The following is a 15496-nucleotide window of genomic DNA, read 5'->3' on the forward strand; positions in this document are numbered from 1 at the left end:
ACAAGTACAAGTATAAATCCGGCACAGACAACTTTAGAATGAAAGAACATAATATGCCCTGAGGGGGCAAAGTCAACCCGCAAAAACGAATCAAATAAAACGGCGGCACAGTTCTTGGAAACCATGCCGCCGAAGTCTGTATAAAAAACCGGCAGAAGACTATGCTTCGTCTTTTGCCACAGGATCAATTTCAGTTACATCGGCATTTTCATAGATGAACTCTGCGGCCTTGTCGGCAAGCAGCCTGTCCTTGAGGGGGATAAGCAGGTTGTTCTCTTCGTAGTAGGATTTAACCGAGCTGAAATCCTGACGGGTCTGCTGTGCAATCTGGTAAAGAGCACCCTCTACTTCGTGAGGTTCAACGGTGAGTTCTTCACGTTTTGCAACAGTGAGCAGGAATATTTCGGTACGCACGGATTCTTCGGCCATGGGACGCTGCTCTTCACGCAGTTCTTCGATGGATTTACCCAGAGATTCAAAGCTCTTACCGGAACGTTCGGTACGGGAAACAACATCCTGAACCATGCGATCGAGACGGTCTTCAAGCAGGGACGGAGGAAGCTGGAAGTCGAGTTCTTCAGCAATGCCCTTGATGAGCTTGGTCTGTGCAGCACTCTTGCAGAGCTGTTTGCGGTTGGCCATGTAGGACTGCTTGATAACTTCACGCATTTTTTCAACGGATTCGAAACCGCCGGCTTTTTTAACTACGTCATCAGTAAGTTCAGGCAGCTTGCGTTCCTTTACGGCATGCACGGTTACCTTCATGGTAGCGGTCTTGCCGGCCAGGTCGGTGTTGATGAAATCTTCGGGGAAGGTGATGTCGGTTTCCCCGGATTCTCCGGCTTTGAGAGTCTTTACGAAATCTTCGAATTCCTTGAGGGAATGACCTTCACCGATGGGCAGGTCGAAGTTGTCGGCCTGAATGCCGGGAACAGGTTCACCGTCAATTTCGGTGGAGAAAGTTACGGAAGCAAGTTCACCGTCTTTGGCGGGACGATCATCGTCGATGGGAGCAATCTTGGCCATGGACTGGAGGAGCCTGGTTTCAACTTCAGTAAGTTCCGAATCTGCAACTTCAGCACGTTCTTCATCAACCTTGAGTCCGAGGTAGACCGGGGTTTCAAATTCGGGAACGATTTCGAATTTGATAACGTAGTTGAAATCCTCTCCGCGAACGAGTTCCTTGGAGTCTACATCTATTTTGGAAACAGGAACAAAGGACTGCCCGTTCAGGATCTCGTTGATCTGGTAGTTGATCAGGTCGGTGGTAGCTTCACTGATGATCTGTTTCTTGTACTTGGACTGGATAACCGAAGCGGGAACCTTGCCCTTTCTGAAACCCTTAACAGGTGTCTGGACCTTGTACATAGCAATAGTAGCATCCAGCGCGGCACCGACTTCTTCTGCAGAAACGGAAACTTTTATTTCTCTTTCTACCGGTGAAATTTCTTCAATATTAAAATCCATCTTAAGGCATCCTCCTAAAATATCCGCCGCGCCCGATACGGGGGGCAGTTGGGTTCTTCAGCTTATGCAGGCGGAAAGTGAAGTCTTTCACATTTCCCGTACAAAAGAATTGGGATTATTTAGGCAGTTCTGCCACAAAGTCAACCCCTGAGAAGGATTCCATTACAGATTATATCGTTTTGCACAATCTTTTTCGTAAAATACGCGACCAGACCACCCACGACCAAAAAAAAGCGGCCTGTTGTTCAGACCGCCCTACGGACAGAAATACCGATTCGATGCCGATTTCTAAGCAGCTATCTTCTCTTTGAGACCATCCATTTTACCTTTGATCCGTTTTATCAGATTCGCCTGCCCCTTGTGGTCCGGGTTCAGAATATTCACTGCCGATGAATAGGCGTCAATCGCTTCACCGAATTTTCCGCTCATCTGGTAGACCACAGCGAGGTTGTTATACATTGTGGCCTTATGGATTTTTTTGGACTTGCAGCCGGATAATGATATCGCCGTTCTGAGGTTGTTTTCCGCAGTAAAAAAATCACCTCTGTTGCATGCTTCCATACCCTCACGGCTGAGCTGCCAGACTTTACTGAATCCGCACATTATATTCTCCTTGTTCAGGTTGTTATTCTTTTTCGGTCAACTTTTGGATAATATATTGATAACGATTTTCAATGTCAAGTGTGTTGAATAAAAAAAGGGCAGCCGGCTCCGAGCTGCCCTTACGAGAAACCAGTCTACCTGAGGACTGTATGTCAGGCTGTCTGTGATGCCTTGACCGGTGCAGGGCCGAAGACGGACGAGGTGTACTTGACATACCAGGCTGCAGACTGGACCTGAATGATATAGGCCATTGCGATTACCAGTGCGGCGTCAGAACCTTGGGGGCCGAAAGCGTTGATGGCTATGGCCAGCGCAATGGACAGGTTGCGCATTACCGAACCGTAAACAAGGGCAATGGCATCACCGCGCGGAAGAAAGGTACGGCCTATGATTGTGCTAAGGATATAGTTGAAGGCATAGAGAATCAGAAGCGGAACAAGTATTCCGACCAGCACCTCTGGTGCTGAAGCTATCGTCCTGGCCTTGAGTGCAAGCGCTACAAAGACAATACCGAGTACTCCGAGGGTGGAAAGAGGAGGAAACTTCGGGCCTATGAACTTCTGAAAATCCTCCTGTCCGTATCTGGCTACCATGATCCGCTGGGTTGCATAGCCCAGTGTCATGGGCAGAAAGACGATAAAAAAGATCTGCTTCATCACCGAGGTAAGGTTTATCTCGATAGTTGCACCCATAAGCGCCTTGACGAAAAACGGAGTTGCCAATGAACCGCAGATAAGCCCGATAACGGTCATCTTGACTGCCGCGGACATATTACCCTTTGCAAAACCGGTCCATGAAATGGTCATTCCGCTGGTGGGAACAAGCCCGGCAAGAAGCAGCCCGAGAGCCATATACGGCCGGTCGGAAAAGAAATACATTCCGAACCCGTAAGCCACGAAAGGCACAACCGCGAAGTTGATTATCTGGGTAAGCATCTGAGCCTTTACATCTCCTCCTTCAAAGACCTTTTTGATCTTCAATGTAACCATCATGGGATAGACCATCAAAAAGGTGAAGGGTATGATCATGGACTTCAGCCACCTCGGATCGGCCAGAAGGCCGTAAGCGAACCCGCCCAGCATCATCAGCGGGATGGCGACAATAAGATTCTGTGATATTTTTCTGAGTAATTTCCACATAATGATTCTCCTTGTTTACAAACTTAGGGACATACGGGTAAAACCAACAACCCGTGCTCCAACCATCTTGCCCGAATGGTCCTGCCGCAATCAGGACACTTGAAACTGAAAATTCCGGGTCGGCGGCCCAATGGGGCGAGCAGCTTGAACGAGCAGTGCGGACAATGTATCGTGGCCGTATTCACGAGCGCCTCCTTTTATACTGAACTTGAATAAAGGATTACCCGCTGGAAGGATCAGTTGCATTGATCATGATCAACAGAATTAAGACCGGTGAAGAAAAATGACAAAAGCAGAAATAGAAAAAGCAGTAAGAGAAATACCCCTTTTTTCACGACTCAAGGACGAACAGATAATCAGACTGTCCGCTCGCGCCACGGTCAGCAGCATTCCGAAGAAATCCACTTTTTTCAGCGAAGACAGCTCTTCTCAGGGATTGCATGTGCTCATTTCCGGGAAGGTGAAACTTTTCAAGATTGCAGAGGACGGCAAGGAACAGACAATTTTCGTTTTCGGTCCGGGAGAACCGTTCTGTCTCTGTTCTGTTTTTTCCGACGGAATTCTTCCGGCCAACATGGCCGCTCTGGAAGACAGTGAGGTGCTCTACATAAGTCCGCAGGAATATGAAAACATGGTCAGGGAGGACCCCACAATTCTTATGAGTATGATGCGGGTCATGTCCCGCAGACTGAAGGATGCCATGAACATGATAGACTCCCTGTCGCTTAAACAGGTGCCATCACGGCTTGCGGCCTATTTCATGAGCAGGGAAAAGGACGGGGTTGTGGAACTCGATATCTCGCACAGGGAACTGTCCAAAATCATCGGCATCACCCCGGAAGCACTTTCCAGAACTCTTAAAAAAATGGCTGCCGGAGGGCTGCTGGAAGTGAACGGATCTGAAATACGGATAACGGACATGAAAGCGCTTGAACTTTGCGGGGACGGCTCATGCCTTTAATGATGGGAAATTAGTACAGTCAGTGTGCCTTTGTTATTCACCTACCCGGCTTACGCCCAAAATATCCATTTCCGTTTCGGAAAGACCCAAAGCGCGCAGTAGCCGGCGATTTCCCCGCACACCTGCGATTGAATCGCCTCCTGCCCTGTAAATTAGCTCTTTCATGTCTGCCAGCCAGGCGCGTGCGAGACCGATCATTTTTTCAGCCGCCAGTTCAGGATGCTGTCTCCGGGAAAGCCTGACGTCCTCCGTGGCAATGCCCCAAGCGCACTGCCCGCTGCGACACTGCCCGCAAAGCGTGCAGCCAACGGCAATACGTGCAACGGGCCCGATATCAACGGCATCCGCCCCCAGCATCACGGCCTTGGCGGCATCGGCTCCGGACCGTATGCCCCCGGAAACGATAAGAACCACCTTTGAGCGCAGGCCTTCCCTTTGCAGCCGTTCATCCACTAGAGCAACAGCCACTTCTATGGGAAGCCCGGAACGGCAGCCGGAACCGAGAGCTCCTGATCCGTTCAAATCGCCGTATGCGTCAATCAGCACGGCATCCGCACCTGCCCGGACTGCCATTTCTGCTGCCGCGGCAACCTCGTGCATGGCCGGAAGTCTGACCATGAGCGGTTGCCAGTCTCCGGCTGTTTCTTTGATTTTCAAAACGCGCTTTCGCAACGCGGTTTCATTCGGATCAAATATTATTTCAAAACCTGCGCTTCCATTAAGACATTCACCCAAACCTGCCGGTTCGTCAGGATCGATCACAGCCAAGGCAGACTTCCCCGCTTCGCCTAATAACTCCAGTTTCTTACCCGGCACAGAGCAGACGGTCCCCAACTCCCCGGCAGCCATTGCAGCAGCCAGATGCAGATTGCTGTTGACCTGTTCCAATCCGAATCCGGCAAAGACCAAAGGGAGCGCGATTGCCGGAAACAGGCTGGACGCGGTCTTTTTGGAAGAATCTACTTTCGCATCGGTTGATCCGGCCTTAAGTCCGGCGTTCAATCCCGAAGGGACCTCAATTTGATCCGCCGGATATTCTATGGAACTGAACTGCCCTGCGGGACGCACGGTATCCGGTAGCAGGTTGTCCCAATAGCGCACTGCTCCTTCGCAAGAATCGGATTTAGTATATGAGTGCCCTACTCCATGATCAGGCATTGCAATCCGCCGCAAAGCCCCTGCTGACCAACCGTCCACATTCCGCAACGAGCAATTGTTTTTTACAACGCTGAGTGCTCCTATTGGACACAATGCCGCGCACCGATGGCAACCCACACACTTTCCATTGTCGTGAACGACTTTTCCCATCCTTTCGTTCCAGGAATGGACATCAAAAGGACACTGCCCGATGCAGACCCTGCACCCGATGCACAGATCAGGATCACGGATGATTCGGAAATCATGAAACAAATCAACACCCTTATCAAATAACAAGAAAAACTCCTGAAAAATGTCTATCGGACATGCCACATGCGCCAACTCGCCCCAATACATGCGATGAGGGGCAACGGCTCCGCGTCAACAGGCTGAAATGAATATTTAGCGGACAGAAGGCCAAAAGGAAATATTGCGGGCCGGTGAATAGCCCTGCCTGAATGCGAGTTCCAGATTTGTAAACGACACCCTGTTTGCCGGATTTATCTTGGAAACTATGCCGCATTTTTCGGGAAAGCACCTGTGGCTGCGCCGGTTCCCTATCCATGTTTGCCCGGCTTTACCCTCTTTCAATACGACAGGCCAGAAACCTTTCTGCCCGTTTATGGCTCGGCATTGGGCTTCGAGAATTTTTTTACGGTAATCCTTATGGTTGTTTCCATGGTAATAAAAGTAGGCGTAACCGTTTTCGACCATATATTCATTCACGAAGATATTCCCGGCAAAGACCCACGCGACCATCCGGCCATAGCGGTCTCCGCTTTTTGACGCAGCAATCACAGAGACAGTCCGACCGTTCACCATATTTCGAAGTGCCTCCCCTGCCTCACGGGCATAATAACCGTCTTTCCTGCCGTCATGTCCGATTTCCGGAGTATCGATGGATGCAAGACGCACAGTGCTGCCGTCTTCCATGACAAAGGTATCGCCGTCAATGACATACTTGACTTTGGCCTCAAAAGCACGGCCGTCGGCAGGATAAACGAAGACGAAAAGCAGAACCAAAAACAGAACGGAGCCCCGAAGGGCCCCGCTTAACTTTCCAATCAGAATAGATACGGCCAAAACCAGCTCCCTGTATACTGAGTCCACCTGTTTACTGGGCCCAGTATATAAGACCAAGAGAATGTGAATCAAGCAGAAGTTCATGCTTGGGCAGGATACGAACGGTATAACCGAACCTGCCCGCCTCGCCGGGCATGACTTCTCCCTGATACTGGTGCCATCCTGCACCGAGATCTTCTTCCGCCGTCATTATCACGGTCTTTCTTGTCAGAAAGCTGCCGCCCTGATCGACAGGTCCGGCATAGATTTCAACCTGTACATCCTTGGTGGTAAGTCCGTTGAGGAAGACTTCCGCGTTTATGATGATCGGTTCTTCCACGTAAATGTCGGTATGGGTTTCCGAAATGATATTCCGGATTTTCAACCTTGACCACTTGGTCATCAGGTCCATTCTCCAGGCCGCCAGTTCCTTGGCACCCTTGAATGAATCCGTGGACATGGTCTTATAGTTACGGAAAGCCGGAAGGTAGGCATTCTCGGTATAATCCTCGACCATGCGGTTGGCGTTGAATTCCGGTCCGAGTACGCGCAGAGCCTTTTTGACCTTGCTGATCCAACTGCGCGGAATGCTTCCGTGTCCGCGGTCGTAGAATTCCGGAATAATATCATTTTCCAGAACCTTGTAGAGAGTCTGGCTTTCCACAAAATCCTGATATTCGTGGTCGTTATAATCCTCACGGCGGCCGATTGCCCAGCCGAGGCTGTTATCGGGCAGATAGGCCTCATCCCACCATCCGTCCGGTGTGCTGAACTGAAGCACGCCGTTGGCCATAGCTTTCATGCCGCTTGTTCCGCAGGCTTCCAGAGGTCTTCTGGGTGTGTTCATCCAGACATCGCAGCCCTGAACCATGTAGTTGGCGATCTTCATGTCATAGTCTTCCAGAAAGACCATACTCATGCGGCATTCTTCACGGCGGCAGAGCTGAATAAGATCCTGAATGAGCTTCTTGCCTTCGTTATCCTGCGGATGAGCCTTTCCTGCAAAGATGAACTGGACCGGATGTTTGGTATCCGAGATAAGTCTGATCAGTCGTTCCTTGTCACGCAGCAGCAGACCGGCCCGTTTATAGGTCGCGAAACGGCGGGCAAAACCGATAGTAAGCGCGCGCGGATCAAGGACTTCGTCTGCAAGCTCAATTTCCTTGCGTCTGGCGCCGATATCTATGAGCTGCTTGCGCAGACGTTTGCGGACAAAATCCACCAGCCTTTCCCTCAGCCTTTCATGGGTACGCCACAATTCGGCATCCGGGATGTTGTCTGTCTGCTTCCACACACGGGAGCAGTCCGGGTCCTCACGCCAGTTGGGGCCGAGATAACGGTCGAAGAGCAGAGAAAAATCAGGAGCCACCCAGGTCGGCATATGAACACCGTTGGTGATCGCACCGATGGGCACATCCTCCACAGGATACTGGGGCCAGACCCGTTTCCACATATTTCTGGAAACATGGCCGTGCAGCTTGGAAACACCGTTATTGAAACGAGAAAGCTTAAGGGCGAGCACGGTCATGCAGAACTGTTCCGCGTCATCGCGGGGATCTTCACGTCCGAGAGCCAGAAAAACCTTGTATGCGAGTCCCATCGTCTGGGCATACTGTTCGAAATAAGGCCGCATCATATCTGCCGGGAAACGGTCGTTTCCGGCAGGTACCGGGGTGTGGGTGGTAAAAATGGACGAAGAAGCAACCATTTCCATGGCGGCCTCGAAAGACATGCCGTGCTCGGTCATGAACACCCTTATGCGCTCAAGACCGGCAAAAGCGGAATGGCCTTCGTTCATATGGATTACGTTCGGCTCAAGCCCCAGAACATCCAGAGCCTTTACCCCGCCGATTCCCAGAAGGATTTCCTGCCAGAGCCGCATTTCCAGATCACCGCCGTACAGACGAGCGGTTATGGTCCTGAAGTACTGCGGGTTATCGGCGATATTGGTATCAAGCAGATACAGCGTTACGCGGCCGACCTGGACATACCAGATTTTGACTTTTAGAGGTTCGCCCTTGATATCCAGGGAAAATATAACGTCCTCCCCGTCTTTACCTTTTGCAGGCTTGATGGGCATTTCCTCGAAATCATGGCTGGGGTAGCGCTCCTGCTGCCAGCCGTCCTGAGTCATGTACTGCCTGAAATAACCGTGCTGATAGCAAAGCCCTATACCCACGAGCGGGATATTTAGGTCGCTGGCGGACTTGAGATGGTCCCCGGCAAGAATTCCAAGCCCCCCGGAATATATGGGCAGGCTCAGCCCGATGCCGTATTCGAAGCTGAAATAGGCAACCACGGGGGTGCCTTTCTTCGCTCCCTCAAACTTGTACGAGCAGCTCTCGCGGGCAAGATAATTTTTCTGAACCTTGGCCGCCTCCTTAAGGCGCTGGATGAAGAAATCATCGAAAGCAAGCTCTTCCAACTGCTGCTGAGAAAGATGATTTAGAAAAGACACAGGATTCTGCTGGCATTCCCGCCAGAGGTTCTGGTCTATGGAAGAAAAGATACTCGATATGTCGTTATTCCAGACAAAAAGAAAATTGTATGCCAAGTCCCAAAGCTCTTCCAGTTGTTTGGGCAAACGAGGTACAACGCTGTACACGCGAAGTGGCTGCATGCTTATCTCCTTGAACAGATCTCGTTATGAAGGATCGCTCCTGCCGATCAGATTTTGACCGGACCTTTTATACTTATTTTTATTATTTGCCTTATTCAGGTTAACATTTCAAGGCAGTTTGGAAATATTCTTGCTAGAAAGTTGACACATTAAACAGACAAGAGCATTCTGCGCCTTCGCAATGTCTTGTGATAAGGAATAAAAAGATGACGAACCTGCAAAATCATCCTGTTGAAGTTAAAATAAAATTCCTGAATGAAACAGCCCGGAAAGGCGGTATGGACTATGCCACGCCCTTCTCTGCCGGGGTGGATCTGCGGGCCTGCATTGATGTCGATTTTATTGAACTGGCACCGGGAGAAAGATACACCTTCCCCGGCGGAATCGCAATTGAGATAACAACTCCGGGGATTGCCGGTTTTGTTTTCTCCAGAAGCGGGCTGGGAACCAAGGACGGATTGACCGTCAGTCAGGGAGTCGGAGTCATAGACCCGGACTACCGTGGCGAAATCAAGATTTCCCTGCTGAACACATCGGGGCAGAAGCGACGAATTGAGCGCGGACAGCGCATCGCACAGCTGGTTTTCATGCCCTACTGTCATGCCGCGCTCATTCCGAGTGAAGAACTCTCCGATACGCAAAGAGGCGCCGGAGGATTCGGGCACACAGGTAAGAATTAATATCTCGCAGAATAAAAAGAAAACAATGAATAAACACGATACACTTGTAGCCGAAGAAAAGGCCTCCATCTGCAGCACCTACGGAAGATATCCCGTTAACGTATCCAGAGCAAAAGGCTCCAGACTCTGGGATCTGGACGGCCGTGAATACATCGACCTCCTTTCCGGAATTTCCGTTGCCAACCTGGGCCACTGTCCGGAAGAACTGGTAGAGGTAATGACCGAACAGGCCCGCAAATTGGTACAGGTCAGCAACCTCTTTTATCAGGAAGAACAGGTGGAATGCGCTGAAAAGCTTCTTGCCACCTGCGGCGCCGGAAAGGTCTTCTTCTGCAACTCCGGTGCGGAAGCCAACGAAGCAGCCATCAAGCTTGCCCGTAAGTATATGAGAACGGTCAAAAACAGGGATGCTTATGAAATAATCACCCTTGAAGGCTCCTTCCACGGAAGGACTCTGGCCACCCTGACCGCCACAGGACAGACCGGTCCCATCAAGGACGGTTTCGCTCCCCTGCCGGAAGGGTTCAGCCATGTTCCGGCCGGGGATATTGATGCCCTGAAAAACGCCATGTCTGAAAAGACCGCTGCGGTCATGCTGGAAATGGTTCAGGGAGAAGGAGGCATCAAGCCCCTGCCCGAAGATTATGTAAAAGCCGTTGCCGCACTTGCCGAAGAAAGGGACATCCTGCTCATTGTAGATGAAGTCCAGTCCGGACTATGCAGGACCGGCAGATGGTGGGCGCACCAGCATTACGGAATAACTCCGCACATCTTCACCTCGGCCAAGGCTCTTGCCAACGGCTTGCCCATGGGAGCCATGCTCGCCATAGACGAAGTCGCCAAAGGCTTCACTCCCGGCAGCCATGCCACAACCTTCGGTGGCGGCGCACTGGTAGCCAAGGTTTCTTCCAGAGTTCTTGACATCATGACCGAGGAAAAACTTGCTGAACGTGCTGAGAAGCTGGGTAACGATTTCAAAGCGAAAGCAGCATCCCTGCAGACTAAGTTCCCGGAAAAGATAAGCTCTGTAAGAGGGTTGGGACTCATGCTCGGCATCGAACTGTCCATGGACGGAAGCGAGATATTTGCCGCTCTGCGCGACAAAGGCTTCATACTCAACCTGACCAAGGGAAAAATCCTGAGACTGCTTCCGGCCCTGACCATAGACAGCAAAGACCTGGACACTTTTCTGGAAGCCCTTGAAGAATTGCTTGAAAACGCGCAATAGCTTGACTGCGGCTTTTCCAGAGCTTAATTTATAGATATGAAAGACAGGGCGGCCCGGCAGCAGTGCCGTAGGCCGTCCTTGAAAAAATTCATGGATCAGGACTCCGCCACAGAATAGAGCTTTCTGCGCAGAAACCTCCCGGTGACGGATCAGATTAGAGGCATTTCCGCCGATTGTCCGGATATTCCGGACTGAACGGACCGGTTTGAAGATCGCATAAGCAGCGACCTGCGGTCCAAAATTCGGATATGGAGAGCAGCATGGATGATGTAGCACTGGCAAATCCTGTTGAAAGCGGGGTCATAGACACCAACATGTTTCCGCTGATTCCTACTGAACGGCCGGATCATGTTGCGGCCGCTCTTGATGAACCGGCCATGAAGGCTCACGAAGAAGCCCAACAGCGGGTTGTTGATGAAGCCATCCACAGCCTGACGGGTAAGGGTCGGCTCATAGACAGAATAATCTGACGCAAAGACTACTGGTCGGCAGCATCCATGAAACAATAAATACATCCCGAAACCGAAAGCCCAAATACTGACTTCAGTAGTTGGGCTTTTTACGTTATTGAACGGTACCAGGAAACAAAACAGACAAAAGGATTTTGAACATGTCCAATTTACTGAGAATACAATTCACTCTGCCTGAAGATGCCAGCGATGAATGCCAGATATATCTTGGCGCACGGGTCGCCCATGGGTGGGAGGAAAAACCGCTTGATGACGATTCGGTCCTTTATACAATCCATCTTGAAGACCACCCCCTCGGAATGGAGATAGTAGAAGAAATAAAAAAACGCTGGCCTGAATCCGGCTGTCAGCATGAAGAGATTGAAGCGGAAAACTGGGGACTCGCCTGGAAGGATTATTTTGAACCCATAAGCTGCGGCCGATTTGAAATTCTCCCACCGTGGCTGCTGGACAGGAAAACGGAAGGACAGACCCAGATAATCATCGAGCCCAAAATGGCGTTCGGTACCGGCAGCCACCCGACCACAGCCCTGTGCCTTGATCTGATCAGCGACCTTGCGGAGCACGGCAGGCTGGATGAGACAATGACCTTTTTTGACCTCGGCACAGGTTCGGCCATTCTGGCAATCGCGCTGGCCAAGCTCGGGCTTAAAGGAGTCGGGGTGGATATCGACCCGCAGTCGATTGTCTGCGCCAGGGAAAACGTGGAAAACAACGATGTGGACGGAATAACTCTTTCCGTGGGCAGTGCCTCAAGCATTGATCCGGACCTCAAGTACGATCTGGTAGTAGCCAACATTCTTTCCGGCCCGCTAATCGAACTCTGCCCGGACGTGACTGCCCGGTTAAAGAAATCATCCATACTGATTCTTTCCGGAATTCTGGTCGAACAGGCCAAAAAAGTTGCCGCAGCGTATATTGAAGCAGGTCTTCCGGCTCCGGAACTGTTCATAATGGGTGAATGGGCCGCCCTGCTCTGGAAACATACCGGCTCTGCAGCATAAGAAGATGGACAGACAGAAAATCCTGCTTGAATACTTCAGGGAACTGTCGGACAGTATAGGTCCGTGCAACTGGTGGCCCGGAGAAACCCCGTTCGAAATCGCGGTCGGGGCCATTCTGGTGCAGAACACCAATTGGGCGAATGTGGAAAAAGCAATCAAGAACCTTAAAGCCGCAAACGGTCTGACTCCCGCCGGTCTGCGTAAATTCAGTCCGGATGAATTGCAGGAACTGATAAAACCTTCCGGTTTTTTCCGTATGAAAGCTCAGCGTCTGGATAATTTCCTTGCTTTTCTGGAAAACAATTCAGCAGAATGCATAACGGACCTGACGGACAGGGACACCAGTTCCCTGCGGCAGGACCTGCTCTCGGTCAACGGAATAGGGCCGGAAACAGCTGATTCCATCCTGCTCTACGCGTTGAACAAACCTGTTTTTGTTGTCGATGCCTATACACGCAGGATTTTCAACCGTCACATGCTGATACCCGAAGACATCGCATATGAGGAATTGCAGGATTTTTTCATGGATGTGCTTGAAGAAGATGTGGATTTGTATAATGAATATCACGCGCTGCTAGTGGTAACCGCAAAAAGATGGTGCAAGAAATCCAATCCGGACTGCGATAATTGTCCGCTGCGCAGGTTTCTGGAAAACTGAGAATTATGATCAAATATCCCGTCAGATATCTATGCTGCCTGTGCATGCTGTTTCTCATTACAGGCATATGCGCACCCGCTGCGGCCCAGGATTCTGCGGTGAGCAGGATCAAGGAGGAAATTCAGGATACAAGGGAGACAGTAAAACAGCAGAAACAGGCACTGCTCAAACTGACCAGGGAAGAACGGGCCATGTTCGGAGATCTGGCCGTAATTGAGGACAGCATAAACGATGCGGAACGGGAACTTTTCCGCCAGGAAGATGAACTGGAACGCATAACCGAAGAAGAAGAAAGGATCAGGGCAGAAGAACAGACCCTGCGGGCAGAGCATAAAGTTATCACGGACCGACTTGGAGAGATGCTCAAAAAACTCTGGCCGGTACACTCCCGCAAGCTGGAAAACAGATTCGGCAATCTCGATGACTGGCAGGCCGCAGACAGAAATTTTGTTTGGCTGGCCTCCCTGTACAAGGAAACGCGGACAGAATTGGACAAAGCCCGCCGGAAATCGGACGAAATATCCCGAAACCTGCAGACTCAAAGAGAACTCAAATCCGCATCCGAAAACAAACTGGCCGAAATTAATTCTACAAAGGATAAACTTCTCGAAGACAAGCTGAGCCTTCTCTCCGGCATACGGGGAATACGCTCTCTCAAGATAACAAAGGAACAGGAGCTTAAAGGGCTTCTTGATACAATCAACAAACTGAATTACAGACTTAAAAGCCTGACAAGCAGGAAAATAGGAAATTTCAAAGGTTCCCTGCCCCGTCCGTGCGCAGGAAAAACCACGATTCCGTTTGATCTGTCCGCCAAGCCCCCGGTCCGGGGGATAGGTATACGTACAACCGGAAACGTTGACGTAAAATCGATTTTCTGGGGAAAAGTAGTGCATAACGACACCCTCAGAGGATTCGGACGGGTTGTCATCATTTACCATGGATACAATTACTACTCCCTGTACGCCTATCTGGCGGAAAGCTTCGTCAAAACCGGACAGGAAGTCGAAAAAGATGAAATTATAGGCAAAACAGGGTATTATCCAAATCTGAAAGAAACCGGACTATATTTTGAATTGCGTTTCCATCAGAAAGCGGTTAACCCGCAAAAATGGCTTGCCCGAAACTAAGTACAGTATCTTTAGCAAGTTGCAGCATTCACCCCGCTGGAGGAAAAAATGAGAAAAACTTTGTGGCTGACCGCCATCCTCGCTCTTTTCGTAATCTCGGTTGCTCCGCAGCCAACACACGCTGTTGATGAAGACCGCTTTGAACCCCTGCGCAGATTTTCGCAGGTGCTTGACCTTGTGGAACACAACTATGTCAAGGAAATCTCCCGCAAGGAACTGGTCGATGATGCTGTAAAAGGAATGCTTGAGCAGCTTGATCCCCATTCCACATTCCTTTCCACTGAAGACTTCAAGGAAATGCAGGAATCCACCAGCGGTGAATTCAGCGGCATCGGCATTGAAATAAGCATGGAAAAAGGGCGTCTTACCGTAATTTCCCCCATTGAAGACACTCCTGCCTACAAGGCGGGACTCAAAGCCGGGGACATAATACTTGAAATCAACGGCGAACCAACCCAGTCCATCACCCTTATGGATGCTGTAAGCAAAATAAGAGGTAAGCGCGGAACCAAGGTGGAACTGACAATCCTGCACAAGGATGCCAACAAGCCCGACAAAGTAACTATCATCCGCGATACTATTCCCATCATAAGCGCCAAGAGTCAGGAACTCGAAGACGGGTATCTCTACCTGCGCCTGACCAGATTTAATGAAAACACAACCCGCGAAATGCACAAGGCCCTTGAGCAGTACAAGAAAAAACATACCTTGAAAGGTATTGTTCTCGACCTGCGCAACAACCCAGGCGGACTGCTGACCCAGGCTGTATCGGTTGCCGATACTTTCATAGATCACGGCCTCATTGTTTATATAGAAGGAAGAGACAAGGCCAGCCGCAAGGATTTCATGGCCAGGGCTCAGGACACGGACATTGATGTTCCCATGGTTACCCTGATTAACGCAGGCTCAGCCTCTGCTTCCGAAATCGTCTCCGGGGCTCTCAAGGATCACGACCGCTCCCTGCTGCTTGGCGAACGCACTTTCGGTAAAGGTTCGGTGCAGACAATTATCCCCATGGCCGACGGTTCCGGCATCAAGCTGACCACCGCGCTCTACTACACTCCGAGCGGCCGTTCCATCCAGGCGGAAGGGATTGATCCTGATATAGCCTATCCCTTTGTAAAACCGGTTGAAGACACCAATAAGGATGACCGCTTCATAGTCCGCGAGCAGGACCTGAGCAGACACCTTGAAAACAACGGACATAACGGCAAAAACAAGGCCGAACGTGATGAAAAAGCCAAAATGATGCTTGAAAGAGACAATCAGCTCAGACTCGGCCTGCAACTGGTCAAACAGCTGCCACGCATCAAGGAAATCAAGTAATTCCGAGGCTG

General features: G+C 50.5%; 14 protein-coding genes and 1 pseudogene. 8 read left to right on the forward strand and 7 right to left on the reverse strand.

All coding sequences use genetic code 11. From position 1 onward, the window contains the following. Nucleotides 1–159: 159 nt before the first annotated feature. The 3 genes from tig to ACKU4E_RS04540 all read right to left on the reverse strand — a co-directional run bounded on the left by tig (nucleotide 160) and on the right by ACKU4E_RS04540 (nucleotide 3209). Entirely contained in the window at nucleotides 160–1467 is a 1308-nt protein-coding gene (tig, locus tag ACKU4E_RS04530) for a trigger factor (RefSeq protein ID WP_320169895.1), read from the reverse strand. 288 nt (nucleotides 1468–1755) lie between these two features. Next, nucleotides 1756–2070, reverse strand: coding sequence for a tetratricopeptide repeat protein (locus ACKU4E_RS04535; protein WP_320169896.1), 315 nt, complete (start codon nucleotides 2068–2070; stop codon nucleotides 1756–1758). Nucleotides 2071–2222: 152 nt separating this feature from the next. Beyond that, nucleotides 2223–3209: a bile acid:sodium symporter gene (locus tag ACKU4E_RS04540; protein WP_320169897.1), complete on the reverse strand. Its 987-nt coding sequence runs from the start codon at nucleotides 3207–3209 to the stop codon at nucleotides 2223–2225. A 283-nt stretch (nucleotides 3210–3492) separates the two neighbouring features. Between ACKU4E_RS04540 and ACKU4E_RS04545 the strand changes: the two genes are divergently transcribed. Next, nucleotides 3493–4170, forward strand: a complete 678-nt coding sequence (locus tag ACKU4E_RS04545) for a Crp/Fnr family transcriptional regulator (protein ID WP_320169898.1) — start codon at nucleotides 3493–3495, stop codon at nucleotides 4168–4170. Between the two features lie 33 nt (nucleotides 4171–4203). Here ACKU4E_RS04545 and ACKU4E_RS04550 read toward each other — a convergent pair whose 3' ends face one another. From ACKU4E_RS04550 to glgP, 4 genes and pseudogenes are all read right to left on the reverse strand, one after another. Further along, nucleotides 4204–5328, reverse strand: a complete 1125-nt coding sequence (locus ACKU4E_RS04550) for a glutamate synthase-related protein (RefSeq protein ID WP_320169899.1) — start codon at nucleotides 5326–5328, stop codon at nucleotides 4204–4206. 102 nt (nucleotides 5329–5430) lie between these two features. Continuing rightward, nucleotides 5431–5664, reverse strand: a pseudogene (locus tag ACKU4E_RS04555) (4Fe-4S binding protein); the annotation flags it as partial. 45 nt (nucleotides 5665–5709) lie between these two features. Further along, the gene (locus ACKU4E_RS04560; protein WP_320169901.1) at nucleotides 5710–6390 is read right to left on the reverse strand and encodes a thermonuclease family protein; all 681 of its coding nucleotides are present in this window, start codon (nucleotides 6388–6390) and stop codon (nucleotides 5710–5712) included. A 31-nt stretch (nucleotides 6391–6421) separates the two neighbouring features. Continuing rightward, on the reverse strand, nucleotides 6422–8989 hold the full coding sequence (gene glgP, locus ACKU4E_RS04565) for an alpha-glucan family phosphorylase (RefSeq protein WP_320169902.1): 2568 nt from the start codon (nucleotides 8987–8989) through the stop codon (nucleotides 6422–6424). A gap of 206 nt (nucleotides 8990–9195) precedes the next feature. Here glgP and dut point away from each other — a divergent pair, with 206 nt between their 5' ends. The 7 genes from dut to ACKU4E_RS04600 all read left to right on the forward strand — a co-directional run bounded on the left by dut (nucleotide 9196) and on the right by ACKU4E_RS04600 (nucleotide 15485). Continuing rightward, nucleotides 9196–9669 (forward strand): dUTP diphosphatase, encoded by a 474-nt coding sequence (gene dut / locus ACKU4E_RS04570; RefSeq protein ID WP_320169903.1) that lies wholly within the window; start codon nucleotides 9196–9198, stop codon nucleotides 9667–9669. A gap of 25 nt (nucleotides 9670–9694) precedes the next feature. Next, nucleotides 9695–10897 (forward strand): aspartate aminotransferase family protein, encoded by a 1203-nt coding sequence (locus ACKU4E_RS04575; RefSeq protein ID WP_320169904.1) that lies wholly within the window; start codon nucleotides 9695–9697, stop codon nucleotides 10895–10897. Nucleotides 10898–11157: 260 nt separating this feature from the next. Beyond that, nucleotides 11158–11367 carry a hypothetical protein gene (locus ACKU4E_RS04580; protein ID WP_320169905.1) on the forward strand — a complete coding sequence of 70 codons (210 nt, stop codon included), beginning with the start codon at nucleotides 11158–11160 and terminating at the stop codon, nucleotides 11365–11367. Between the two features lie 140 nt (nucleotides 11368–11507). Next, nucleotides 11508–12371, forward strand: a complete 864-nt coding sequence (locus ACKU4E_RS04585; protein WP_320169906.1) for a 50S ribosomal protein L11 methyltransferase — start codon at nucleotides 11508–11510, stop codon at nucleotides 12369–12371. 4 nt (nucleotides 12372–12375) lie between these two features. Beyond that, on the forward strand, nucleotides 12376–13029 hold the full coding sequence (locus tag ACKU4E_RS04590; RefSeq protein WP_320169907.1) for an endonuclease III domain-containing protein: 654 nt from the start codon (nucleotides 12376–12378) through the stop codon (nucleotides 13027–13029). Between the two features lie 98 nt (nucleotides 13030–13127). Beyond that, complete coding sequence (locus ACKU4E_RS04595; protein ID WP_320169908.1) at nucleotides 13128–14159, forward strand: peptidoglycan DD-metalloendopeptidase family protein; 1032 nt, start codon at nucleotides 13128–13130, stop codon at nucleotides 14157–14159. A gap of 48 nt (nucleotides 14160–14207) precedes the next feature. Continuing rightward, entirely contained in the window at nucleotides 14208–15485 is a 1278-nt protein-coding gene (locus ACKU4E_RS04600) for a S41 family peptidase (RefSeq protein WP_320169909.1), read from the forward strand. The last annotated feature ends 11 nt before the right edge of the window (nucleotides 15486–15496 follow it).

Origin of the sequence: Maridesulfovibrio sp. (assembly GCF_963677005.1) — a bacterium.
Lineage (GTDB): Bacteria > Desulfobacterota > Desulfovibrionia > Desulfovibrionales > Desulfovibrionaceae > Maridesulfovibrio.

Bases quoted from the DNA above. Each gene is read 5' to 3' on its own strand.
- tig (WP_320169895.1), bottom strand. From the start codon at position 1,467: ATGGATTTTAATATTGAAGAAATTTCACCGGTAGAAAGAGAAATAAAA.
- ACKU4E_RS04535 (WP_320169896.1), bottom strand. From the start codon at position 2,070: ATGTGCGGATTCAGTAAAGTCTGGCAGCTCAGCCGTGAGGGTATGGAA.
- ACKU4E_RS04540 (WP_320169897.1), bottom strand. From the start codon at position 3,209: ATGTGGAAATTACTCAGAAAAATATCACAGAATCTTATTGTCGCCATC.
- ACKU4E_RS04545 (WP_320169898.1), top strand. From the start codon at position 3,493: ATGACAAAAGCAGAAATAGAAAAAGCAGTAAGAGAAATACCCCTTTTT.
- ACKU4E_RS04550 (WP_320169899.1), bottom strand. From the start codon at position 5,328: ATGCCTGATCATGGAGTAGGGCACTCATATACTAAATCCGATTCTTGC.
- glgP (WP_320169902.1), bottom strand. From the start codon at position 8,989: ATGCAGCCACTTCGCGTGTACAGCGTTGTACCTCGTTTGCCCAAACAA.
- dut (WP_320169903.1), top strand. From the start codon at position 9,196: ATGACGAACCTGCAAAATCATCCTGTTGAAGTTAAAATAAAATTCCTG.
- ACKU4E_RS04575 (WP_320169904.1), top strand. From the start codon at position 9,695: ATGAATAAACACGATACACTTGTAGCCGAAGAAAAGGCCTCCATCTGC.
- ACKU4E_RS04580 (WP_320169905.1), top strand. From the start codon at position 11,158: ATGGATGATGTAGCACTGGCAAATCCTGTTGAAAGCGGGGTCATAGAC.
- ACKU4E_RS04585 (WP_320169906.1), top strand. From the start codon at position 11,508: ATGTCCAATTTACTGAGAATACAATTCACTCTGCCTGAAGATGCCAGC.
- ACKU4E_RS04590 (WP_320169907.1), top strand. From the start codon at position 12,376: ATGGACAGACAGAAAATCCTGCTTGAATACTTCAGGGAACTGTCGGAC.
- ACKU4E_RS04600 (WP_320169909.1), top strand. From the start codon at position 14,208: ATGAGAAAAACTTTGTGGCTGACCGCCATCCTCGCTCTTTTCGTAATC.